The following is a 21,949-nucleotide window of genomic DNA, read 5'->3' on the forward strand; positions in this document are numbered from 1 at the left end:
GATTGTCAGTGGTCGGGGTTAGGGTCGTAACCGTTGATCGTCAGACGTGTGTTCGGCGTTCCGGGGGAGGTGGGAAGGGATGGTTACGGGACGTGCCGCGAGCAGCTGTCTCGCGGCGAACGACTGGTTCTGTGCGGAGTATCTGCGCAGCCGCAGCACCGAGTTGACGGACGCGACGGTCCAGCACGTCTGGATCACCGCGGCGTCGGTCGTTATCGGACTGGCGGTCGCGTTGCCTCTCGCGCTGCTCGTGCGCGCGCAGCCGCGGTTCGCGGGCCCGGTGCTCGGCCTGACGACCCTGCTCTACACGATCCCCTCGCTCGCGATGTTCTCGCTGCTGCTGCCCTTCTTCGGACTGTCCGCCGCCCTGGTCGTGACGGGCCTCGTGCTCTACTCCCTCACCATCCTCGTGCGGAACATCCTGGCCGGGCTCCGGGCGGTGCCCGCCGAGGTGCGCGAGGCCGCCCGGGGCATGGGGTACGGGCCGGCCCGCCTGCTGTGGGAGGTGGAATTGCCCTTGGCGCTTCCCGCGCTGATGGCGGGTGTGCGCATAGCGACGGTGTCGACGATCGCGCTGACGACGGTCGGCGCCCTCGTCGGCAAGGGCGGCCTCGGCAACCTCATAGACGACGGCGTGCAGACGACCTTCAAGGCGCAAGTGCTGACCGCCTCGGTGCTGTGCGTGCTGCTGGCGGTGCTCGCGGACCTGGCTCTCCTCGGCGCCCAGCGGCTGCTCACCCCTTGGACGCGCATACGCACGGCGGAGGCGAAGGTCTGATGGGAGTGGTCACCGATGCGTGGACGTGGCTCACCACCGGGTCGAACTGGCAGGGGGAAGGCGGCGCATGGCACCGGCTGGGCGAGCATGTGTACGTCAGTGGTGCGGCGCTCGCCCTGGCCTGTGCGATCGCCCTGCCGATCGCTCTGTGGCTCGGGCACATCGGCAGGGGCGGCGCCCTCGCGGTCAACCTCTCCAACGCCGGCCGTGCGATCCCGGTCTTCGCCGTCCTCGCCCTGTTCATGCTCACGCCGCTGCGCAGCGCCGGCTATGTGCCGACGATCAGCGCGCTGGTCCTCTTCGCCGTACCGCCGCTGCTGACGAACGCGTATGTGGGCATGCGGGAGGTGGACCGCGCGGTGGTCGAGGTCGCGCGGGGGATGGGCATGTCGGGCGGCCAGCTGTTCCTCCGCGTGGAGCTGCCCCTCGCCTATCCGCTGCTGATGACCGGGCTGCGGTCGGCCGCCGTCCAGGTGGTGGCCACGGCGACGATCGCGTCGATGGTGGGACAGGGCGGGCTGGGCCGGATCATCACCGCCGGATTCACCACGTACAACACGCCGCAGGTCGTCGCGGGCGCGCTGCTCGCCGGCGGGCTCGCACTCCTGGTGGAGGGGCTGCTGGTCGCCGCCGACCGGCTGCTGAACCCCCTGCGCAAGGCCGCGGCGTCGGCGGGCGGCTGACGCGGTGCGCTGATGACCCCCTTCGTTTCGCCCATCTGTTTCGGTATATCGGTCGCATGGACGGAGAACCTGATGAGCAAGACCTCACGCGTCGCGGGCGCGGTACTCGGTGTGGTGGCCCTCGTGGGTTCTCTGGCCGCGTGCGGCGGCGACAGCCTGGAGCAGAAGAAGGACGGCGGCGGCTCGGCGGCCGGGCCCGGTGAGAAGGGCACGCTCGTCGTCGGCGCGGCGGCCTTCACCGAGTCCAAGGTGCTCGCCGAGCTCTACGCCCAGCTGCTGGCCGACGCCGGATACGAGACGTCGGTCACCACGGTGAAGAACCGCGAGCTGTACGAACCTTCCCTGGAGAAGGGCGAGATAGACGTCGTACCGGAATATGCCGCCACGGTCGCCGAATTCCTCAACGCGAAGGTGAACGGGCCGAAGGCACCGGAGGACGAGCCCGTCGCCTCCAGCGATGTCGCCGCTACCGTGGCCGCGCTCACCAGGCTCGCCGAACCGCGCGGACTGAAGGTGCTCGACGCGGGCGAGGCCGTCGACCAGAACGCGTTCGCGGTCTCCAGGCAATTCGCCGAGAAGAACAGCCTCAGGACTCTTTCCGATCTCGGGAAGTCGGGGCTGAAGGTGAAGATCGCGGCGGGTGACGAGTGCGAGGTCAGGCCCTTCTGCGCCCCCGGTCTGAAGAAGACGTACGGCATCGACGTCGCGGGCGTGGACCCCAAGGGCGTCGGGACACCGCAGGCCAAGCAGGCGGTCAAGGACGGTGAGGACCAGCTCGTGCTGACCACCACCACCGATGCCACGCTGGAAAGCTTCGGACTCGTGCTGCTGGAGGACGACAAGAAGCTCCAGAACGCCGACAACGTCCTGCCCCTGGTCAATGCGCGGGACGCCGGGGGCAAGGAGATAGCCGAAGTCCTCGGCCAGCTCACGGATGTGCTGACCACCGCGGATCTCACCGAGTTGAACCGCTCGGTGGACGCCGAGCGGGCGAAGCCGGAGGACGCCGCGAGGGACTATCTCCATTCGAAGGGGCTGCTCGAGAAGTAGGGATGTGGCCGGCCCGGCGTTTTCGACCAGAGATTTGCCGGGCCGACACCCCACAAGACCTCTACGCGCGGTAAATTTCTGGCCATGCCACGTGGACGCCACCGCCATTCCCCGCCCCTGCACAAGCTGCTGCCGCCTTCGGCCGTGGCCGGAGCGTCGGTACTGTGCGCTGCCGGCGCGTGGTTTGTCGGAAATGCCGTAGCTCTGCGCATCCTGGTGGCGGCCGCCGCTGCCGCCGCGGTCACCGGCGCTGTGCTGATGCGCAGTTGGGACCGCAGCGCGGGCCGCCGGGTCGCGGAGCTCAGCCGTGCGCGCGCCAGCGACCAGTGGAAGACCGAGGAGCGCGTAGCCGAGCTCGAGGCGGACATCGAGGAGTCGCGGGAGCTGCGTCTCAAGCTCGACGCCAAGCTGCGCGCCAAGCGGGTGGAGCTCGCCGGGCTGCGCGGGGAACACGCCGCTCTGCTGCGGCGGTACGCGAACGCGGAGACGGAGCGCGCCAGCGCCCTGGAAGGCCGCAGGCAGCTCGCGATCGAGGCGGCCGCGCCGTCGAAGGCGCTGCTGCCGGCCGGTTCGACGCCGACCCCTTCGATGTATCTGCGGGCCGCCAAGGCGCTGGAGGACCTCTCGCGCAACGCCGCTGCCCAGGAGGCAAGGCACACCGTCGAAGAGGCCCGCGCCCGGGATCTGGCCGAGCGGGCACGGGAGGCGGAGGAACCGCAGGGGAAGCACGCGGCGGGCGCCGGGGCCGGGCAGCACGCCCGTCCGGCGTCCGCCCTGCCCGCGCGCCGTCCCGTGCCCGCCGCCTCGGCGATCGTGCCCTACGGCGCTGAGCGTTCGCGCGCCAAGCGCCCCGAGGGCGGCTTCGACTTCTTCGGGACGGGCACGGGCACCGGCGCGGGCGCGGGCGTCGACCCCGTACAGGGCGCGCAGCCGGTCGCGCAGCCGGTACAGAAGGCGATCGAGGCCGTGCAGCACGAGGACCTCGCCGACGTGGTGGGCGAAGAGGCCCTGGCGGCCGTGCATATGAAGGAGCCCCGCGCGGTCGGCAAGGTCATCGACCTGACCGCGCACGACGAGACGGAGCAGCTGGACGTCGTCCAGCTGCGCGACGCGGTCTCGTAGGACGGCCGTCCGCGCCAGGCGGCGCCGCCTGCGTGCCGCCGCCTGCGTGCCTGTCTGCCTGCCGACGCCTACTTGTCGATGTCGCCGACGACGAAGAACAGCGATCCCAGGATCGCGACCATGTCGGCGACGAGCGTCCCCGGCAGCAGCACGGTCAGGGCCTGGATGTTGTTGTACGACGCCGAGCGCAGCTTGAGCCGGTAGGGGGTCTTGTCACCCTTGGAGACCAGGTAGTAGCCGTTGATGCCGAGCGGGTTCTCGGTCCAGGCGTAGGTGTGGCCCTCGGGTGCCTTCAGCACCTTGGGCAGCCGCTGGTTGATCGGGCCCGGCGGCAGCTCGGCGATGCGGTCCAGGCAGGCGTCCGCCAGGTCGAGCGCGTTGTGCGTCTGCTCCAGCAGCACCTCGAAGCGGGCCAGGCAGTCGCCGTCGGAGCGGGTGACGACCGTGAGCGTGTCCTGGAGCTCCCCGTACGCGAGGTACGGCTCGTCCCGGCGCAGGTCGAAGTCGACGCCCGAGGCCCGGGCGATGGGCCCGCTCACGCCGAACGCGTGCACCGCATCGGCCGACAGGACGCCCACACCGCGCGTACGACCGCGGAAGATCTCGTTGCCGAGGACCAGACGGTCGTACACGTCCATCCGGGAGCGGACGTCGGCCACCGCGTGCCGGGCCCGCCCGAGCCAGCCGGCCGGAAGGTCCTCCTTGAGACCGCCGACCCGGTTGAACATGTAGTGCATCCGGCCGCCGGAGACCTCCTCCATGACGGCCTGGAGCTCCTCGCGCTCGCGGAAGGCGTAGAACACCGGGGTGATACCACCCAGTTCGAGCGGATACGACCCGAGGAACATCAGGTGGTTGAGGACCCGGTTGAGCTCGGCGAGGAGCGTACGGGTCCACACCGCGCGCTCCGGGACCTCCATGCCGAGCATGCGCTCGACGGCCATGACGACGCCGAGCTCGTTGGAGAAGGCGGAGAGCCAGTCGTGCCGGTTGGCCAGCACCACGATCTGGCGGTAGTCGCGCGCCTCGAAGAGCTTCTCGGCGCCGCGGTGCATATAGCCGACGACCGGCTCCGCGTGCCGGATGCGCTCGCCGTCCAGCACGAGACGCAGCCGCAGCACACCGTGTGTGGAGGGATGCTGGGGGCCGATGTTGAGCACCATGTCGGTGCTCTCCGCCGCTCCGCCGATGCCGACCGTGGTCTCCGTCATGGTCACCAGTCTGACAGAGGCCCGGCGGGCCGTTCCGGCCCGATCCGCTGCACCAGCCAGACGAAGTCACCCAGGCCGCCCTTCGCCGTGAGTTCCGCCGCCTCTCCGGTGTGCGACAGGGCGCGGACGTACGCCACCGGGTCTGACGACGCCAGGGACAACGGCGGCCGCTCGGCCGTCACCCCCAGCCGCCGCAGCGCCTCGCGCTGCCCGAACAGCCGCGCGGCGGGGCGCGCTGCCGGTCCCTCAACCGGGTCCGCTGCCAGGCCGTCTGCCGCAGCCTTTCCCCGCGCGGCTGCCGGGGTCTGTTCCCGGGCTGCCGCCGGACGCTGTGCCGGGTCTGCTGCCGCCGGGGAAGCCGGTCCCTCAACCGGGTCCGCTGCCAGGCCCTCTGCCGCAGCCCTTCCCCGCGCCGCTGCCGGGGCCGCTTCCCGGCCCTCCGCCGGGCGGCCCGCCTCACCGGCCTCCACACGCCGGTCCCGCGCCGGGGGCATTGCCCGGGCTGCTGCCCCGTCTCTTGCCGTAGTCCCATTCCGCACCGCTGCCGGGGTCTGTTCCCAGGCTGCCGCCGGACGCTGTGCCGGGTCCGCTTCCCCGGCTCCCGCCGGGCCCACGGCCGCCGCGCACGCGTCCAGCGCCACGTGGGCCGTGATGTCGCAGCTGCCGTCCGGGACCGGGCGCACCTCGCGGCCGTCGCGGAAGCCGGCCAGCGTGCCGTACGGCGGCCTCGTGCCGGCCGTGTGCGCGTAGTCGACGGCCACCGCGAGGCCCGACGCCATGCGGCCGACGGCCCGCGCCCACGCCTCGTCGCGCGGGCGGCCGATTTCCGCCCGGGTGCCCGGTTCCGTGAGCGGCCACCAGCGGGCCAGCCACTCGGCGTCGGCTCCGTCGACCTCCTCGCCCAGGCGCTCCTCGCCCGCCGCGTTCACCAGGACCCTGCGCACCACGCCGTGCTCGTCCGTCTCGGCGACGTCGACTGGGACGTTGTCCAACCACTCGTTCGCGAACAGCAGTCCGTGTATCCCGTCCGGCGGCGCGTCCTTCCACTCGATGCGCGGGTCGAGCCCCGCCGGCCGCGCGGCCCGCTCCACGGCGCAGGCGCGCACGGGAAAGCCGGGCGGCAGTGCGGCCAGCACGCCCGTCAGCAGTTCGCCGCGGCCTGCCCCGACGTCGACGAGCGCCGGCTCGTCGATTCCGTACGCGGCCGCGACGTCGAGCAGCAGCCGGGCGACGGCCCAGGCGAACACCGGGGAGGCGTGCACGGAGGTACGGAAGTGGCCCGCCGGGCCCTCGGGCCGCAGGTAGAAGCCGTCGGGGCCGTACAGGGCGGTCTCGGTCGCGGCCCGCCACCCGCGCCATCCGGAGCTCCCGGCAGGGGCGCGTGCTGAGGTCTCATACGTCACGCGCACCAGTCTCCACCTTGCGGAGTACGGCTCCGCCGACCGGATCGCCCCTCCGGTTGACTCTGGCACCTGTCTCCTTTCCTTACGCTTGGTGACGTGCAGCGCCTCTACGACTTCCTCCGCAGACACCCGACGGGCACCGACAGCTTCTGGGCCGTCATGCTCTTCGGGTTCGCCATGTTGTGGGTGGTCCAGGTGCCTGTGGGGCTGGGGTCCCGGCTCACTGCGGCCGGGGTCGTGGTGGTGCTGAGCGTGGTGGTCGCACTGCGCCGCGTCGTGCCGGAGAAGATGCTGGTGCTCGCCGCACTCGCGGGCGTCGCCCAGCTGGTGCTGGACATCGAGGTCAACCCGGCGGACTTCGCGATGATGGTGATCATCTACACCGTCGCCGCGCACGGCGGTCCGCGCTGGGCGTCCCGGCTCGCGCTGATCGGCGGCCTGTCGGCGGCCACGCTGGCGCAGATCCGCTGGCCCGAGGAGGAGCAGGGCAGCCTCGGCCGGATCTTCGTCACCGTGATCATGAGCCTGCCGTTCGCCCTCGCCTGGGTCCTCGGCGACTCGATACGCACCCGGCGCGCGTACTTCGCCCAGCTGGAGGAGCGGGCCACCCGGCTGGAGAAGGAGCGCGAGGCGCAGGCGAAGGTCGCGGTCGCGGCCGAGCGCGCCCGTATCGCCCGCGAACTCCACGACGTCGTCGCCCACAACGTCTCCGTCATGGTCGTCCAGGCCGACGGTGCCGCCTATGTGCTGGACGCCGCACCCGACCAGGCCAGGCAGGCACTGGAGACCATCTCCACGACCGGGCGGCAGGCGCTCGCCGAGATGCGCCGGCTGCTCGGTGTGCTGCGCACCGGCGACGCCCCGGAGAGCGGGGAGTACGTCCCGCAGCCGGACGTCGAGCAGATCGAGGAACTGGTCGAGCAGGTCCGCTGCGCCGGACTGACCGTCGACTTCAAGATCGAGGGCATGCCGCGGTCGCTGCCGAGCGGCGTCGAGCTCACCGCGTACCGCATCGTGCAGGAAGCGCTCACCAACACCCGCAAGCACGGCGGCCCGGAGGCCGGTGCCAGCGTGCGGCTCGTCTACTTCGACGACGGTCTCGGCCTGCTCGTCGAGGACGACGGGCGCGGGGCGTCGCACGAGCTGTACGAGGATGGCGGCGCGGACGGCCGCGGCCACGGTCTGATCGGCATGCGCGAGCGCGTCGGTATGGTCGGCGGAACGCTGGACGCGGGGCCGCGACCGGGCGGCGGCTTCCGGATCAGCGCGCTCCTCCCGCTCAAGCCCACCCACTAGAGCCCACGGCTTTCACCGCCCTCACCGCCCCACAGCACAGCACCCCACAGCCACGACAGATCGAGGAAGCCGACTGTGATCCCCATCCGCGTGATGCTCGTCGACGACCAGGTGCTCCTGCGCACCGGATTCCGCATGGTGCTCGCCGCCCAGCCGGACATGGAGGTCGTCGCCGAGGCCGGGGACGGCGCGGAGGCGATCGAGAACCTGCGCTCCACCGCCGTGGACGTCGTGCTGATGGACGTCCGCATGCCGCGGCTCGACGGTGTGGAGGCCACCCGCCGCATCTGCGCCGAGCCGGACGCGCCGAAGGTGCTGATCCTGACCACCTTCGACCTCGACGAGTACGCCTTCTCCGGGCTCAGGGCCGGTGCCAGCGGCTTCATGCTCAAGGACGTGCCGCCCGGCGAACTGCTCGGCGCCATCCGCTCCGTGCACAGCGGCGACGCGGTCGTCGCGCCGTCGACCACCCGCCGCCTGCTGGACCGCTTCTCACCGATGCTGCCGAGCTCGGGCACCGAGCCGCAGCACAAGGAGCTCCAGCGGCTCACCGAGCGCGAGCGCGAAGTGATGCTGCTGGTCGCGCAGGGCCTGTCGAACGGAGAGATCGCGGCCCGGCTGGTGCTCTCGGAGGCCACCGTGAAGACGCATGTGGGCCGCATACTGACCAAGCTCGGCCTGCGCGACCGCGTCCAGGTCGTGGTGCTCGCCTACGAGACGGGCCTCGTACGCGCGGGCGGCGGCGGACCGGTCTGAGCGCCGTGCTGCTGTGGATCAACGGGCCGTTCGGCGGTGGCAAGACGCAGACGGCGTACGAACTGCGGCGGCGCCTGCGGGGCAGCGTCGTGTGCGATCCCGAGCACGTCGGCTTCGGCCTGCACCGGATGACACCGCCCGCGCTGCGTAACGACTTCCAGGACCTCGCAGCGTGGCGTCAGGGCGTCTACGAGGTGCTCGACCTGACCCTGCGCGGGCACGACGGCGTCGTCATCGCGCCCATGACCCTCGTCGAACCGGCGTACTTCGAGCAGATCGTGGGCCGCCTGCGGAACGAGGCCGGGCACGACGTGCGCCACTTCGCTCTGCTCGCCGAGCGCGAGACGGTGCTGCGGCGGCTGCGGGAGCGGGGGCTCGGGCGCGGTCTGAAGCGCGAGAGCTTCGCCGTACAGCGGCTCGACGACTGCCTGGAACGGCTGCGCGAACCCCGCTTCGGGGAGCACATCCACACCGACCGGCTGAGCGTGCCGCAGGTGGCGGACCTCATCGCCCGCTCGGCGGGCCTGCGGCTCGCGCCGAACACGGACGGACCGCTGAGGCACCGGCTGCGCAAGGCGTGGACGGGCGTGCGGCACATCCGCTTCGACTGATCGGGCGCGACACAGTCTCCGGGAAGTCGCTGCCGAGCCGGACCATGGCGGGCACGTCCAGCCGGTCTGTAACGCCTTCACCTGCGCGTCGAGATGAGCCCCGCGCTCTTTTCCGTCGGTCGGTTCGCTCGTCGTGTACGCGGCATGCGCGAGGTTGCGGCACAGGCGCATCCGCGGCACGGGGACCGGCAGCGCGCCCCTCACCCCACCCGGCGCAGGAATTCCTCCACCGCCTCCTTCACGTCCGCCGCCGTCCACGTGAGCCCCTCGGACGACACCGTCACCTCCGTCACCGAGACTCCCGGCGGGCAGCCCTCCGAGAACCAGCGGCGGAAGAGCGTCACGCCCGTCTCCTCCGACTGCGTCAGGCCCGCCTCGTTCAGCGCGTCCGCCTCGTACGGCAGCCACACCTGGAACTGGTGGGTGTGCGGGACCGGCGGGTTGACGCGGGACCAGGGGACGCCCGCCGCGCGCAGTGCGTCCGTCAGCGCGGCCGCGACCACCTTCGCGTGGGCGACGTACGACGGCAGCCGTGGCAGTTCGCGCTCCAGCCCGATCAGGGCCGACAGCACCGCCGGGTACTGCTGGAACAGTCGGCCGCCGTACCGGTGGCGCCAGGCGCGTGCCTCGTCCGCCAGGGACTCGGGGCCCGCGAGCACGGCCCCCGCGAGGCCGCCCAGGGACTTGTAGAACGACACGTACACGCTGTCCGCGAGCGCCGCGATCTCGTCCAGCGGGCGGCCGAAGTGGGGGGCGCACTCCCAAAGGCGCGCGCCGTCGAAGTGCACCACTGCCTCCCTTTCGCGCGCCGCCTCCACGACGTCCACCAGTTCCTCCCACGTCGGCAGGACGAATCCGGCGTCCCGGAGCGGCAGTTCCAGCATCAGCGCGCCGAAGGGCTCGTCGCACTCGGCGACCTCGTCCGCCGTCGGCAGGCGCGGCCGGTGCGTCGGGTGCATCGTGCGGAGCCCGCTCACCACGGAGAGTGCGGAACGCTCGTGCACTTCGGGATGCGCCTGCGGATGCAGCGCCACCGTCGCGTTGCCGGTGCGGCCCGCCCAGCAGCGCAGGGCCACCTGCTGCGCCATCGTCCCGGTGGGGAAGTACACCGCCGCCGGGAGGCCGAGCAACGCGGCCGTGCGCCGCTCCAGCTCGGCCACGATCCCGTCGCCGTACAGGTCGACCGGCTCGTCCGGGTCGTACACATCGGCGGCGCCCGAGGCCAGTGCCGCCAGGCCGTCTCCCACGCGCAGTTCGGCGGAGGTCCGCCACAGCACACGCTCCGAAGTGCGCCACGCGGCGAGCATGCGTCGCCGTTCACTGTGCTCGCTCGTATCCGTCACGGTCCGATCATCGCCCACAGCCTGTGGACAACCGCGGGGGCGGCGGAACCGCTGGCGTAGCATCATGACGAGAAATCGTCCGGTACCCCCCGCGGACTGGAACGGAAGGCACCGCCGCGTGAATGCCACACCATCACAGGACCCGCTCGACCCGCGGGACCGTCCCGCCCGGTTGACCGTGGGCGTGGTCGGAGCGGGCCGTGTCGGCCCCGCCCTCGCCGCCTCGCTCCAGCTGGCCGGTCACCGGCCGGTGGCCGTCTCGGGCGTCTCGGACGCGTCCGTGCGACGCGCCGCCGCGCTGCTCCCGGACGTCCCCCTCGTGCCGCCCGCCGAGGTGCTCGCCCGCGCCGAGCTCGTGCTGCTCACCGTCCCCGACGACGCGCTGCCCGGTCTCGTCGACGGCCTGGTCGAGACCGGCGCCGTGCGGCCGGGGCAGCTGCTCGTGCACACCTCCGGCCGGTTCGGCACCAGGGTGCTCGACGCGGCGACGCGCGCCGGTGCGCTGCCGCTCGCGCTGCATCCTGCGATGACGTTCACGGGGACGCCCGTGGACGTCCAACGGCTCGCGGGCTGCTCGTTCGGTGTGACCGCGCCCGAGGAGCTGCGGCTCGCGGCCGAGGCGCTGGTCATCGAGATGGGCGGCGAGCCCGAGTGGATCGAGGAGGAGGCGCGCCCGCTCTACCACGCGGCCCTCGCGCTCGGCGCGAACCACCTCGTCACCCTGGTCGCCCAGTCCATGGAGCTGCTGCGCACCGCCGGGGTCGCGGCCCCGGACCGGATGCTCGGCCCGCTCCTCGGCGCGGCCCTGGACAATGCGCTGCGTTCGGGCGACGCGGCGCTGACCGGCCCCGTCGCCCGTGGCGACGCGGGCACGGTCGCCGCGCACGTCGCCGAGCTGCGCAAGCACGCGCCCGGCACGGTCGCCGGCTATCTGGCCATGGCCCGTTCGACCGCGGACCGGGCCCTCGCACACGGCATGCTCAAGCCGGAGCTCGCCGAAGACCTGCTGGGCGTCCTCGCGGAGGGGGACCTGGGATGAGCCGTAAGACCAGGCGCGAAGTCGAGCTGGTGCCGACGCGGGAGGACCTCCGGTACGTCGTCGAGCACCACGCCGTCCCCGGCCGCACAGCCGTCGTGATGACCATGGGGGCGCTCCACGAGGGGCATGCCGGGCTGATCCGGGCCGCCCGCGAGCACGTCGGCGACACGGGCTTCGTCGTCGTCACCGTCTTCGTCAACCCGCTGCAGTTCGGGGCCGGTGAGGACCTCGACCGCTACCCCCGCACCCTGGAGGCCGACCTGCGGGTGGCCGAAGGGGCGGGCGCCGACGCGGTGTTCGCGCCCTCCGTCGACGAGGTCTACCCGGGTGGCGAGCCCCAGGTGCGCATCACCGCGGGCCCCATGGGCGAGGTGCTGGAGGGCCGAACGCGCCCCGGCCACTTCGACGGCATGCTCACCGTCGTCGCCAAGCTGCTGCACCTCACCTCGCCCGACGTCGCGCTGTTCGGGCAGAAGGACGCCCAACAGCTCGCCCTGATCCGCCGCATGGTCCATGATCTGAACTTCCCCGTGGAGATCGTCGGCGTGCCCACCGTCCGCGAGGACAGCGGCCTCGCCCGCTCCAGCCGCAACGCCTATCTCTCGCACGCCGAGCGGAGCACCGCCCTCGCCCTGTCCCGTGCCCTGTTCGCCGCCCGTGACCGCCTCGCCGCCCAGCAGGCGCTGCACGCCCGCGCCGAGGCCGTCCACGCCGCGCCCGCCCGCGCCGCCGCCCTGTCCGCGATGGGCGAGGCGAGGGCCGCGGCCGACGCCCACGCCGTCGCGCAGGCCGCCCCGCCGGGCGGCGCGGACGCCGTGCGGGCCGCGGCCCGTGCCGTGCTGGACGAGGCCGCGCAGGCCGACCCGCCGCTGGTGGTGGACTACCTGGCGCTCGTCGACCCCGTCACCTTCACCGACGTCCCCGACGACCACACCGGGGAGGCGGTCCTCGCTGTCGCCGCCAAGGTCGGCACCACCCGCCTGATCGACAACATCCCCCTGACCTTCGGAGCCCAGCAGTGACCGGAATACGGCTGACCGCCCCCGCCCCGGGGTGGGCCATCGACGCCGACGTCGTCGTGGTCGGCTCGGGCGTCGCCGGCCTCACCGCCGCATTGCGGTGCGCCGCAGCCGGTCTGAGCACCGTCGTGGTCACCAAGGCACGCCTCGACGACGGCTCCACCCGCTGGGCGCAGGGCGGCATCGCCGCCGCGCTCGGCGAGGGCGACACGCCCGGGCAACACCTGGACGACACCTTGGTCGCGGGCGCGGGGCTGTGCGACGAGGAGGCGGTGCGCACCCTGGTCACCGAGGGCCCCGACGCCGTGCGGCGACTGATCGCCACCGGCGCCCGCTTCGACACCGACCCGGCGTCCGGCGAGATAGAGCTCACCCGCGAAGGCGGCCACCACCGCCGCCGCATCGCCCATGCGGGCGGTGACGCGACCGGCGCCGAGATCTCCCGCGCCCTGGTCGACGCGGTCCGCGACCAGGGCATGCGCACGATCGAGAACGCCCTGGTCCTCGACCTGCTCACCGATGCCGACGGCCGCACGGCCGGCATCACGCTCCATGTCATGGGCGAGGGCCAGCACGACGGCGTCGGCGCCGTCCACGCCCCCACCGTCGTCCTCGCCACCGGCGGCATGGGCCAGGTCTTCTCCGCGACCACCAATCCCGCGGTCTCCACCGGCGACGGCGTGGCGCTCGCGCTGCGCGCCGGGGCCGAGGTGTCGGACCTGGAGTTCGTGCAGTTCCACCCCACGGTGCTGTTCCTCGGCGCGGACAGCGAGGGCCAGCAGCCGCTGGTGTCGGAGGCGGTACGGGGCGAGGGCGCGTATCTCGTGGACGCGGCCGGCACGCGCTTTATGGTCGGACAGCACGAGCTGGCCGAGCTCGCCCCGCGCGACATCGTCGCCAAGGGCATCATGCGCCGCATGCGGGAGCAGGGCACGGAGCACATGTACCTCGACGCCCGCCACTTCGGCGCCGAGATGTGGGAGCAGCGCTTCCCCACGATCCTCGCCGCCTGCCGCAGCCACGGCATCGACCCGGTGACCGAGCCGATCCCGGTCGCCCCGGCCGCGCACTACGCCTCGGGCGGTGTACGCACCGACCTGCACGGCCGCACCACGGTCCCGGGCCTGTACGCCTGCGGCGAGGTCGCCTGCACCGGCGTCCATGGCGCCAACCGCCTCGCGTCCAACTCCCTCCTGGAGGGCCTGGTCTTCGCCGAGCGGATCGCGGCCGACATCGCCTTGCGTGCGGACGCGCCTCCCGGAGTGCTCCGGGAGGCGGACGGGGACACCGCCCCGCTCCTCGCGCCCGAGCAGCGTCACGAGGTCCAGCGGATCATGACGCACGGCGCCGGCGTCATCAGGACCGCGGCCAGCCTCGACGACGCGGCCGACGCGCTGGAGGCGCTGTCGCTGCACGCGGCCCACGACGCCGACGGACCGAAGGCGGCGGAGCCCGGTGTCGAGTCGTGGGAGGCCACCAACCTCCTGCTGGTCTCCCGGGTCCTGGTCGCCGCGGCCCGCGAGCGCGCCGAGACCCGCGGCTGCCACTGGCGCGAGGACCACGCCGACCGCGACGACGCCGACTGGCGCCGCCACATCACGGTCCGGCTCACGCCCGACCGCCGCCTCGTCGTACGGCGCACCGCCGGCGAAGCCTTTCCGCCCGTAACGCCCAACGCCCCCAGGGAGCCGCAACCGTGACCACGCCCGAAGAACGTCCGGAGCCCGTGGACGTACCGCTGATCCAGATCGGCACACCTGCCGCATCCGACGCGGGCTGCGGCGACGGCTGCGGCTGCGCCGACGAGACGTACGAGAGCGGGCTCGACCCCGCCCTCGCCGAACTCCTCGCGGCCGCCGGCCTCGACCCCGTGCAGGTCGAGGACATCGCTCATCTCGCCATCGAGGAGGACCTCGACGGCGGCGTGGACGTCACCAGCGTGGCGACCGTGCCGCAGGACGCCGTCGCCACCGGTGACTTCACCGCCCGGGAGGCGGGCACGGTCGCCGGGCTGCGGGTCGCCGAGGCCATCCTGTCGATCGTGTGCACCTCCGACTTCGAGGTCGAGCGGCATGTCGAGGACGGCGACCGTGTCGAGGCGGGCGACAAGCTGCTCTCGGTCACGGCGGGCACCCGCGACCTCCTCACCGGTGAGCGCAGCGCGCTGAACATCCTGTGCCGCCTCTCCGGCATCGCGACCGCCACCCGTGCCTGGGCCGACGCACTCGAAGGCACCAAGGCCAAGGTGCGCGACACCCGCAAGACGACGCCTGGACTGCGCGCCCTGGAGAAGTACGCGGTGCGCTGCGGCGGTGGGGTGAACCACCGGATGTCGTTGTCCGACGCGGCTCTGGTCAAGGACAACCACGTGGTGGCGGCGGGCGGTGTCGCCGCGGCGTTCAAGGCCGTGCGGGACCGCTTCCCCGACCTGGCCATCGAGGTCGAGGTCGACACGCTGCACCAGGTCCGCGAGGTCATCGACGCCGGCGCCGACCTGATCCTGCTGGACAACCTCACCCCGGCCGAGACCGAGGAGGCCGTCACGCTCGTGGCGGGCCGCGCGATCCTGGAGTCCTCCGGCCGCCTGACCCTGGCCAACGCCCGCGCGTACGCCGAGACGGGCGTCGACTACCTGGCGGTGGGCGCGCTCACGCACTCGTCCCCGATCCTCGACATCGGCCTCGACCTCCGTGAGGTCGACGCCTGATGCTGCTCACCATCGACGCCGGCAACACCCACACCGTGCTGGGCCTCTTCGACGGTGAGGAGATCCTCGAGCACTGGCGCATCTCCACCGACGCGCGCCGCACCGCGGACGAGCTGGCCGTCCTGCTGCAGGGGCTGATGAGCATGCACCCCCTGCTCGGCGAGGAACTGGGCGACGGCATCGAGGGCATCGCGATCTGCTCCACCGTCCCTTCGGTGCTGCACGAACTGCGCGAGGTCACCCGCCGCTACTACGGCGACGTCCCGGCGGTCCTCGTCGAGCCCGGCATCAAGACCGGCGTCCCGGTCCTGACGGACAACCCCAAGGAGGTCGGCGCGGACCGCATCATCAACGCGGCCGCGGCGGTCGACCTGTACGGGGGCCCGGCAATCGTCGTCGACTTCGGCACGGCGACGACGTTCGACGCGGTGAGCGTGCGGGGCGAGTACGTGGGCGGTGTGATCGCCCCTGGCATCGAGATCTCTGTCGACGCGCTCGGGGTCAAGGGCGCTCAACTGCGCAAGATCGAGGTCGTCCGCCCCCGGAGCGTGATCGGCAAGAACACGGTCGAGGCGATGCAGTCCGGCATCGTCTACGGCTTCGCCGGCCAGGTGGACGGGGTGGTCCACCGCATGAAGCGGGAGCTGGCGGAGGACCCGGACGAGGTGACGGTGATCGCCACGGGCGGTCTGGCGCCGATGGTGCTGGGCGAGTCGTCGGCGATCGACGAGCACGAGCCGTGGCTGACGCTGATCGGTCTGCGGCTGGTCTACGAGCGGAACTTCTCGCGTCTGTGACCCCCGGGGCGGCGGGCACCGCAGCGCCTTCGGTGCGGCGCTCCGGGTGACACCTCACGAGGCGCAACGCCCGCTTTCATACCATTAGTGGGAATTTGTGCCTTCGGCTCGTATGGTCGGGCCATGCCCACGCCATACGGATCCCACGGCGGCATGGCGTTCGGCGCTGACGAGCTGCGTGTGCTCCGACGCGCCCTCGCCGCCGCCCTCCATCCCGTTCCCCTCGTCGACGAGGACGTCAGGGAGTGCCTGCGCCTGGCCGACTCCCTCGACGAGGCCGTGCGCGAGGCGGGCCGCCTGCGCGACTTCCTCGTCGCCGACCTCGCCCGCTACCGCGCCGCGTTGCCCGGCTCGGCCGTCGGCTATCTGGAGCTCCTCCAGGAGGCCCTGGCCGCCGGCCACGAGCCCGTGACCGACGATCTCGCCGCCCTGCGCGCCCTGCGCGGCAACCCGGTGGCCGCTGCCGTACTGCGGCGCTGCCTGGCGCTCTCCGAGCAGTCCATGCGGGCCCGGCTCGCACAGCAGCCGGTGCCCGCACCGGCCGTGCGGGTGCCGGCGCCGGCGAGCGCGCCCCGCCGCGCCCGTCTCATGGCGCTGCCCGGCGGACGCGCGTCCGACGAGCAGAAGGGCAAGCCGCAGCCGCAGCAACCGCAGCGGCCGAAGCCCGCCCCCTCCCACCCGGACGAGAAGCCCGTACCCAAGCCCTCGGAAGTGTTTCCGCCACGCCGCAAGCCGACGCCCCCGCCGGAACAGCGCGCCGCCGGATAGCTACTCTGGACGGCATGGACTACGTTTCCGCGCTCGTGCCCCCGGTGGTGATGGCCGCCTTCTTCATCGGTCTGGTCGTGACGATCGTCAAGAGCCAGGGCGGTTCCAACAAGGCCAAGGAGGATGCGGCCGTGGACGCCGCGCTCGCCCGCGCCGAGTCGGCCCGGCAGTCGGGGCCCGACGCCTGAGACCAGCAGGGCACTCCGGCGTCCGCATTGCCCGAGCAGCACAACGAGGACGTACGGCAGATTCCAGGCCGTACGTCCTTTTTGCTCATCAATAGGGGATGAGTGCCGTATCTCCCACTATGGTGGCAATGTGCCCCGTCAATTGGGAGAGCTCGAAGACGCCGTCATGACACGGGTCTGGCAATGGAACCGGCCGGTCACGGTCAGGGAAGTCCTGGAAGACCTTCAGCAGGAACGGTCCATCGCCTACACCACCGTCATGACGGTAATGGACAATCTCCACCAGAAGGGCTGGGTGCGCAGGGAAGTCGACGGCCGGGCCTATCGATATACGGCCGTCTCCACCCGGGCCGCCTACTCGGCCGCACTGATGAACGAAGCCTGGTCCAAGAGCGACAACCCCGCCGCCGCCCTCGTCGCGTTCTTCGGCATGATGTCGCCCGAGCAGCGCGAGTCGCTGCAAGCCGCCCTGCGCATCGTTCAGGGCGACGAGGCCGGCGACCGTCCGGGAGCGCCGGGGCGATAGCGTCGGACCATGCCTTATCCCGCAGCAAATGCCATCACCGTCCGGCGTGCCCGGACCGGGGATGTCCCGGACGTGCGCCGTCTCGTGGATCCGTACGTGAGTGAAGGCATCCTGCTCGACAAAGCGACGGTCACCCTTTACGAAGCCATCCAGGAGTTCTGGGTCGCGGAACGCGACGCGGACGCCAGGGTCGTCGGCTGCGGGGCCCTGCATGTGATGTGGGAAGACCTCGCCGAAGTGCGCACACTCGCTGTGGACCCCGCCTTCCAGGGGCACGGCATCGGGCACCAGGTGCTCGGGAAGCTGTTGCAGACCGCCCGCTGGCTCGGAGTGCGCCGCGTTTTCTGTCTCACCTTCGAAGTCGACTTCTTCTCGAAGCACGGCTTCGTCGAGATCGGTGAGACGCAGACTCCGGTGGACACGGATGTCTACGCCGAGCTGCTGCGTTCCTATGACGAGGGCGTCGCCGAGTTCCTGGGCCTCGAACGAGTGAAGCCGAACACCTTGGGCAACAGCCGGATGCTTCTGCACCTGTGATCGCCACAAGAGGCCCGATCCCTATGTCCGAATCGCGCACGTTTCCCGTGTTCTCGGGGTTCCGAACCTCTGCCGAGGGTTTGTGTTTTTCAGGGAAAAGCGGTTTCCTTTCCGCGTACTGCATTTTCGATGAAAGGAAATCCGGTGGCACAGAAGGTTCAGGTCCTTCTTGTCGACGACCTCGACGGCGGCGAGGCGGACGAGACGGTGACGTTCGCTCTGGACGGCAAGACCTACGAGATCGACCTCACCACCGCCAATGCGGACAAGCTCCGGGGCCTCCTCGAGCCCTACGCGAAGAACGGCCGGCGTACCGGCGGCCGTGCGGCGGCCGGCCGTGGCAAGGGCCGGGCGGTGTCGGGCGGTAACAAGGACACCGCCGAGATCCGCGCCTGGGCCAAGGCGAACGGCTTCGAGGTCAACGACCGCGGCCGTGTCCCGGCGACCGTTCGTGAGGCCTACGAGAAGGCCAACGCCTGATCGTCCCCGTGCTGCACGGGCGCGCGTCCGGCGCGCAGCAGCCGGACGCGGTGGCATTCCGTCGCCGCCGTGTCCACCAGTCGCACGAGATCGGGGGCATCCCCACTGCCCCCGAGTCCGGCGAGAGCCGGCAGCCGGCTCCCCCGCCCCGGAGGGCGCAGCCAGCGGGCGGCTCCCCGGACGTGGTCGGCTCCGGGCGGCGGCGGGGCGGTCATCCGCCCGCCCTCGCCGATGGTGGTCAGGTCGAGATCGACGCCGCCCCATTCGAGCCAGTCGAGCAGCCCCGGCAGCTCCGCCGCGCTCCCTGCGGCGACCAGCAGCCGCATTCTGTCTCCCTGTACGGCCACGGGCCCGGTCGCGGCCACGCGCCGCAGCACAGCGTCCCCGGCATCGGCGGGCAGCTCCAGCAGGTCGAAATCCCGCCCGACGAGCAGTTCCACGGGCGATCCTTCCGCCGCCCAGCCAAGTGCGCTGCGGTACCAGTGCACGGCGCCGCCTTCGAGGGGCGCCCGGGGATGTGGGATGGCGAAGACCATGTCCGGGGAACTGCGCGCCCACCCGAAGAGTTACGCACGGTGTGAATCACGTCGCACAGGGTGGCTGAATCGGTGTCCCTCGGACGTGTGGAACGGCGCAAGGTTGTTCGCCCTTAGCTGAGGGAATGGCTGCGCGCCGCATGGACTGTCACTGCTTACGGGTAAGACATTCCTAGTGGGGAGGGGCGACACGCTCGCCGGGCCGTCTCGCGTTCGCCATCGGCGTACTGATGGTGGGGGTAACTGCCTGGCCTGCGGGAACATCGTCTCGCACCATCGGGTTGGAGCAGTTGTCGGCGTTCAGGGCTCAGGAGGCCACAGACGGGTGTCGGCAGTTGGAATGAGCGGTCCCCGCTTGCGGGACTAAGCTGCGGAAGGACAGGGAGGGGACCGACCCCTTACTGCCTGACCGCTCTGAGGAGCGATTAACGATGTTCGAGAGGTTCACCGACCGCGCGCGGCGGGTTGTCGTCCTGGCTCAGGAAGAAGCCCGGATGCTCAACCACAACTACATCGGCACCGAGCACATCCTCCTGGGCCTTATCCACGAGGGTGAGGGTGTCGCCGCTAAGGCCCTGGAGAGCCTCGGGATTTCGCTCGAGGCGGTCCGCCAGCAGGTGGAGGAGATCATCGGCCAGGGCCAGCAGGCCCCGTCCGGGCACATCCCCTTCACGCCCCGTGCCAAGAAGGTCCTGGAGCTGTCGCTCCGGGAGGCTCTTCAGCTGGGCCACAACTACATCGGCACCGAGCACATCCTGCTCGGCCTGATCCGTGAGGGCGAGGGTGTCGCCGCCCAGGTCCTCGTGAAGCTGGGCGCCGATCTCAACCGGGTGCGGCAGCAGGTCATCCAGCTGCTCTCCGGTTACCAGGGCAAGGAAGCCGCCACCGCGGGCGGCCCGGCCGAGGGCACGCCCTCGACCTCCCTGGTCCTCGACCAGTTCGGCCGGAACCTCACCCAGGCCGCTCGTGAGTCCAAGCTCGACCCGGTCATCGGGCGCGAGAAGGAGATCGAGCGGGTCATGCAGGTGCTGTCCCGCCGTACCAAGAACAACCCCGTGCTCATCGGCGAGCCCGGCGTCGGCAAGACGGCGGTCGTCGAGGGCCTGGCGCAGGCCATCGTCAAGGGCGAGGTGCCCGAGACCCTCAAGGACAAGCACCTCTACACCCTCGACCTGGGCGCGCTGGTCGCCGGCTCCCGCTACCGCGGTGACTTCGAGGAGCGCCTGAAGAAGGTCCTCAAGGAGATCCGCACCCGCGGCGACATCATCCTGTTCATCGACGAGCTCCACACCCTGGTGGGTGCGGGCGCCGCCGAGGGCGCGATCGACGCCGCGAGCATCCTCAAGCCGATGCTGGCGCGAGGTGAGCTGCAGACCATCGGCGCCACCACGCTCGACGAGTACCGCAAGCACCTGGAGAAGGACGCGGCCCTGGAGCGCCGCTTCCAGCCCATCCAGGTCGCGGAGCCGTCGCTGCCGCACACGATCGAGATCCTCAAGGGTCTGCGCGACCGCTACGAGGCCCACCACCGGGTCTCCATCACGGACGAGGCGCTGGTCCAGGCCGCCACCCTGGCCGACCGGTACATCTCGGACCGCTTCCTGCCGGACAAGGCGATCGACCTGATCGACGAGGCCGGTTCCCGGATGCGTATCCGCCGGATGACCGCGCCGCCGGACCTGCGCGAGTTCGACGAGAAGATCGCCGGCGTGCGCCGGGACAAGGAGTCCGCGATCGACTCCCAGGACTTCGAGAAGGCGGCTTCCCTCCGTGACAAGGAGAAGCAGCTGCTGGCGGCGAAGGCCAAGCGGGAGAAGGAGTGGAAGGCCGGCGACATGGACGTCGTCGCGGAGGTCGACGGCGAGCTGATCGCCGAGGTCCTCGCGACCGCCACCGGCATCCCGGTCTTCAAGCTGACCGAGGAGGAGTCCTCGCGTCTGCTGCGCATGGAGGACGAGCTTCACAAGCGCGTCATCGGGCAGAAGGACGCCATCAAGGCCCTCTCGCAGGCCATTCGCCGTACACGAGCCGGTCTGAAGGACCCGAAGCGCCCCGGTGGTTCGTTCATCTTCGCCGGCCCCTCCGGTGTCGGTAAGACCGAGCTCTCCAAGACGCTCGCCGAATTCCTCTTCGGCGACGAGGACGCGCTGATCTCCCTCGACATGTCGGAGTTCAGCGAGAAGCACACGGTTTCCCGTCTCTTCGGTTCCCCGCCCGGATACGTGGGCTACGAAGAGGGCGGCCAGCTCACCGAGAAGGTGCGCCGGAAGCCGTTCTCCGTCGTCCTCTTCGACGAGGTCGAGAAGGCCCACCCCGATATCTTCAATTCGCTTCTGCAGATCCTGGAGGACGGTCGCCTGACCGACTCCCAGGGCCGCGTCGTGGACTTCAAGAACACGGTCATCATCATGACGACCAACCTCGGGACCCGGGACATCTCCAAGGGCTTCAACCTGGGCTTCGCGGCCCAGGGCGACGTCAAGACCGGATACGAGCGGATGAAGGCGAAGGTCAACGAAGAGCTGAAGCAGCACTTCCGGCCCGAGTTCCTCAACCGTGTCGACGACACGGTCGTCTTCCACCAGCTCACCGAGGAAGACATCATCCAGATCGTCGACCTGATGATCGCCAAGGTGGACGAGCGGCTGAAGGACCGCGACATGGGCATCGAGCTCAGCTCGACGGCCAAGTCGCTCCTCGCCAAGAAGGGCTACGATCCGGTCCTGGGTGCCCGGCCGCTGCGCCGGACGATCCAGCGCGAGATCGAGGACATCCTGTCGGAGAAGATCCTCTTCGGCGAGCTGCGTCCCGGTCACATCGTGGTCGTGGACACCGAGGGCGAGGGTGAGCAGCAGAAGTTCACCTTCCGCGGCGAGGAGAAGTCGGCTCTGCCGGACGTCCCGCCCATCGAGCAGGCGGCCGGCGGCACGGGGCCGAACCTGTCGAAGGACGCGTGACGGCGGCCCTGCGGGCCGGTTGACGTGTCGGGGCGGGGGGCGGCCCCCCCCCCGGGGGGGGGGCCCCCCCCCCGCCCGGCCCCCCCGCGCCCCCCCCCCCCCCCCCCCCGCGGGGGGGCCCCCCCCCCCCCCGCCGGGGGGC

The 21,949-nt window shown here is 71.4% G+C and carries 22 protein-coding genes; 18 read left to right on the top strand and 4 right to left on the bottom strand.

Annotated elements, in window-relative coordinates; translation table 11 throughout:
* Positions 1 to 79 precede the first annotated feature (79 nt).
* The 4 genes from ACH5AF_RS30070 (at position 80) to ACH5AF_RS30085 (ending at position 3,633) form a co-directional block, all read left to right on the top strand.
* The gene (locus ACH5AF_RS30070) at positions 80 to 778 is read left to right on the top strand and encodes an ABC transporter permease (RefSeq protein ID WP_398905968.1); all 699 of its coding nucleotides are present in this window, start codon (positions 80 to 82) and stop codon (positions 776 to 778) included.
* Entirely contained in the window at positions 778 to 1,461 is a 684-nt protein-coding gene (locus ACH5AF_RS30075) for an ABC transporter permease (RefSeq protein WP_398905969.1), read from the top strand. The genes ACH5AF_RS30070 and ACH5AF_RS30075 overlap by 1 nt, the downstream gene beginning before the upstream one ends.
* Before the next feature lie 72 nt (positions 1,462 to 1,533).
* The gene (locus tag ACH5AF_RS30080) at positions 1,534 to 2,511 is read left to right on the top strand and encodes a glycine betaine ABC transporter substrate-binding protein (RefSeq protein WP_398905970.1); all 978 of its coding nucleotides are present in this window, start codon (positions 1,534 to 1,536) and stop codon (positions 2,509 to 2,511) included.
* A gap of 84 nt (positions 2,512 to 2,595) precedes the next feature.
* Positions 2,596 to 3,633, top strand: a complete 1,038-nt coding sequence (locus ACH5AF_RS30085; RefSeq protein ID WP_398905972.1) for a hypothetical protein — start codon at positions 2,596 to 2,598, stop codon at positions 3,631 to 3,633.
* 68 nt (positions 3,634 to 3,701) lie between these two features.
* Here ACH5AF_RS30085 and ACH5AF_RS30090 read toward each other — a convergent pair whose 3' ends face one another.
* Positions 3,702 to 4,844, bottom strand: a complete 1,143-nt coding sequence (locus tag ACH5AF_RS30090; RefSeq protein WP_398905974.1) for an NADH-quinone oxidoreductase subunit D — start codon at positions 4,842 to 4,844, stop codon at positions 3,702 to 3,704.
* A gap of 2 nt (positions 4,845 to 4,846) precedes the next feature.
* Positions 4,847 to 6,247, bottom strand: a complete 1,401-nt coding sequence (locus ACH5AF_RS30095) for an SAM-dependent methyltransferase (RefSeq protein ID WP_398905976.1) — start codon at positions 6,245 to 6,247, stop codon at positions 4,847 to 4,849.
* 96 nt (positions 6,248 to 6,343) lie between these two features.
* On the opposite strand from ACH5AF_RS30095, the gene ACH5AF_RS30100 reads away from it, so the two are divergent.
* From ACH5AF_RS30100 to ACH5AF_RS30110, 3 genes are all read left to right on the top strand, one after another.
* Positions 6,344 to 7,543, top strand: a complete 1,200-nt coding sequence (locus ACH5AF_RS30100) for a sensor histidine kinase (RefSeq protein WP_398905977.1) — start codon at positions 6,344 to 6,346, stop codon at positions 7,541 to 7,543.
* Between the two features lie 78 nt (positions 7,544 to 7,621).
* Entirely contained in the window at positions 7,622 to 8,299 is a 678-nt protein-coding gene (locus ACH5AF_RS30105; RefSeq protein ID WP_398906053.1) for a response regulator, read from the top strand.
* 5 nt (positions 8,300 to 8,304) lie between these two features.
* Positions 8,305 to 8,910, top strand: a complete 606-nt coding sequence (locus tag ACH5AF_RS30110; protein WP_398905978.1) for an AAA family ATPase — start codon at positions 8,305 to 8,307, stop codon at positions 8,908 to 8,910.
* A gap of 200 nt (positions 8,911 to 9,110) precedes the next feature.
* On the opposite strand, the gene ACH5AF_RS30115 is transcribed toward ACH5AF_RS30110, so the two are convergent.
* On the bottom strand, positions 9,111 to 10,217 hold the full coding sequence (locus ACH5AF_RS30115; protein WP_398906055.1) for a threonine aldolase family protein: 1,107 nt from the start codon (positions 10,215 to 10,217) through the stop codon (positions 9,111 to 9,113).
* A 154-nt stretch (positions 10,218 to 10,371) separates the two neighbouring features.
* Here ACH5AF_RS30115 and ACH5AF_RS30120 point away from each other — a divergent pair, with 154 nt between their 5' ends.
* The 10 genes from ACH5AF_RS30120 to ACH5AF_RS30165 all read left to right on the top strand — a co-directional run bounded on the left by ACH5AF_RS30120 (position 10,372) and on the right by ACH5AF_RS30165 (position 18,314).
* Positions 10,372 to 11,292, top strand: a complete 921-nt coding sequence (locus tag ACH5AF_RS30120; protein ID WP_398905980.1) for a Rossmann-like and DUF2520 domain-containing protein — start codon at positions 10,372 to 10,374, stop codon at positions 11,290 to 11,292.
* Positions 11,289 to 12,314 (top strand): pantoate--beta-alanine ligase, encoded by a 1,026-nt coding sequence (gene panC, locus ACH5AF_RS30125; protein WP_398905982.1) that lies wholly within the window; start codon positions 11,289 to 11,291, stop codon positions 12,312 to 12,314. The genes ACH5AF_RS30120 and panC overlap by 4 nt, the downstream gene beginning before the upstream one ends.
* On the top strand, positions 12,311 to 14,011 hold the full coding sequence (locus ACH5AF_RS30130; protein WP_398905983.1) for an L-aspartate oxidase: 1,701 nt from the start codon (positions 12,311 to 12,313) through the stop codon (positions 14,009 to 14,011). The genes panC and ACH5AF_RS30130 overlap by 4 nt, the downstream gene beginning before the upstream one ends.
* Complete coding sequence (nadC, locus tag ACH5AF_RS30135; RefSeq protein ID WP_398905984.1) at positions 14,008 to 15,018, top strand: carboxylating nicotinate-nucleotide diphosphorylase; 1,011 nt, start codon at positions 14,008 to 14,010, stop codon at positions 15,016 to 15,018. The genes ACH5AF_RS30130 and nadC overlap by 4 nt, the downstream gene beginning before the upstream one ends.
* Positions 15,018 to 15,815, top strand: a complete 798-nt coding sequence (locus ACH5AF_RS30140; protein ID WP_398905986.1) for a type III pantothenate kinase — start codon at positions 15,018 to 15,020, stop codon at positions 15,813 to 15,815. Before nadC ends, ACH5AF_RS30140 begins: the two co-directional genes overlap by 1 nt.
* Positions 15,816 to 15,968: 153 nt before the next feature.
* On the top strand, positions 15,969 to 16,583 hold the full coding sequence (locus tag ACH5AF_RS30145; protein WP_398906056.1) for a hypothetical protein: 615 nt from the start codon (positions 15,969 to 15,971) through the stop codon (positions 16,581 to 16,583).
* A 14-nt stretch (positions 16,584 to 16,597) separates the two neighbouring features.
* On the top strand, positions 16,598 to 16,771 hold the full coding sequence (locus ACH5AF_RS30150) for a hypothetical protein (RefSeq protein ID WP_398905987.1): 174 nt from the start codon (positions 16,598 to 16,600) through the stop codon (positions 16,769 to 16,771).
* A gap of 130 nt (positions 16,772 to 16,901) precedes the next feature.
* On the top strand, positions 16,902 to 17,297 hold the full coding sequence (locus ACH5AF_RS30155) for a BlaI/MecI/CopY family transcriptional regulator (protein ID WP_398905988.1): 396 nt from the start codon (positions 16,902 to 16,904) through the stop codon (positions 17,295 to 17,297).
* A gap of 9 nt (positions 17,298 to 17,306) precedes the next feature.
* Positions 17,307 to 17,834: an amino-acid N-acetyltransferase gene (locus tag ACH5AF_RS30160; protein ID WP_398905990.1), complete on the top strand. Its 528-nt coding sequence runs from the start codon at positions 17,307 to 17,309 to the stop codon at positions 17,832 to 17,834.
* Positions 17,835 to 17,978: 144 nt separating this feature from the next.
* Positions 17,979 to 18,314 (top strand): Lsr2 family protein, encoded by a 336-nt coding sequence (locus ACH5AF_RS30165; protein ID WP_398905991.1) that lies wholly within the window; start codon positions 17,979 to 17,981, stop codon positions 18,312 to 18,314.
* On the opposite strand, the gene ACH5AF_RS30170 is transcribed toward ACH5AF_RS30165, so the two are convergent.
* Positions 18,293 to 18,850: an SCO3374 family protein gene (locus tag ACH5AF_RS30170; protein WP_398905993.1), complete on the bottom strand. Its 558-nt coding sequence runs from the start codon at positions 18,848 to 18,850 to the stop codon at positions 18,293 to 18,295. The two genes, ACH5AF_RS30165 and ACH5AF_RS30170, sit on opposite strands and share 22 nt — an antisense overlap.
* Positions 18,851 to 19,281: 431 nt before the next feature.
* Here ACH5AF_RS30170 and ACH5AF_RS30175 point away from each other — a divergent pair, with 431 nt between their 5' ends.
* A complete protein-coding gene (locus ACH5AF_RS30175) occupies positions 19,282 to 21,807 on the top strand; it encodes an ATP-dependent Clp protease ATP-binding subunit (protein WP_398905995.1) in 2,526 nt (841 codons plus the stop codon).
* Positions 21,808 to 21,949 lie beyond the last annotated feature (142 nt).

It is taken from the genome of Streptomyces sp. NPDC018833, from assembly GCF_044390825.1.
Classification (GTDB): Bacteria; Actinomycetota; Actinomycetes; order Streptomycetales; family Streptomycetaceae; genus Streptomyces.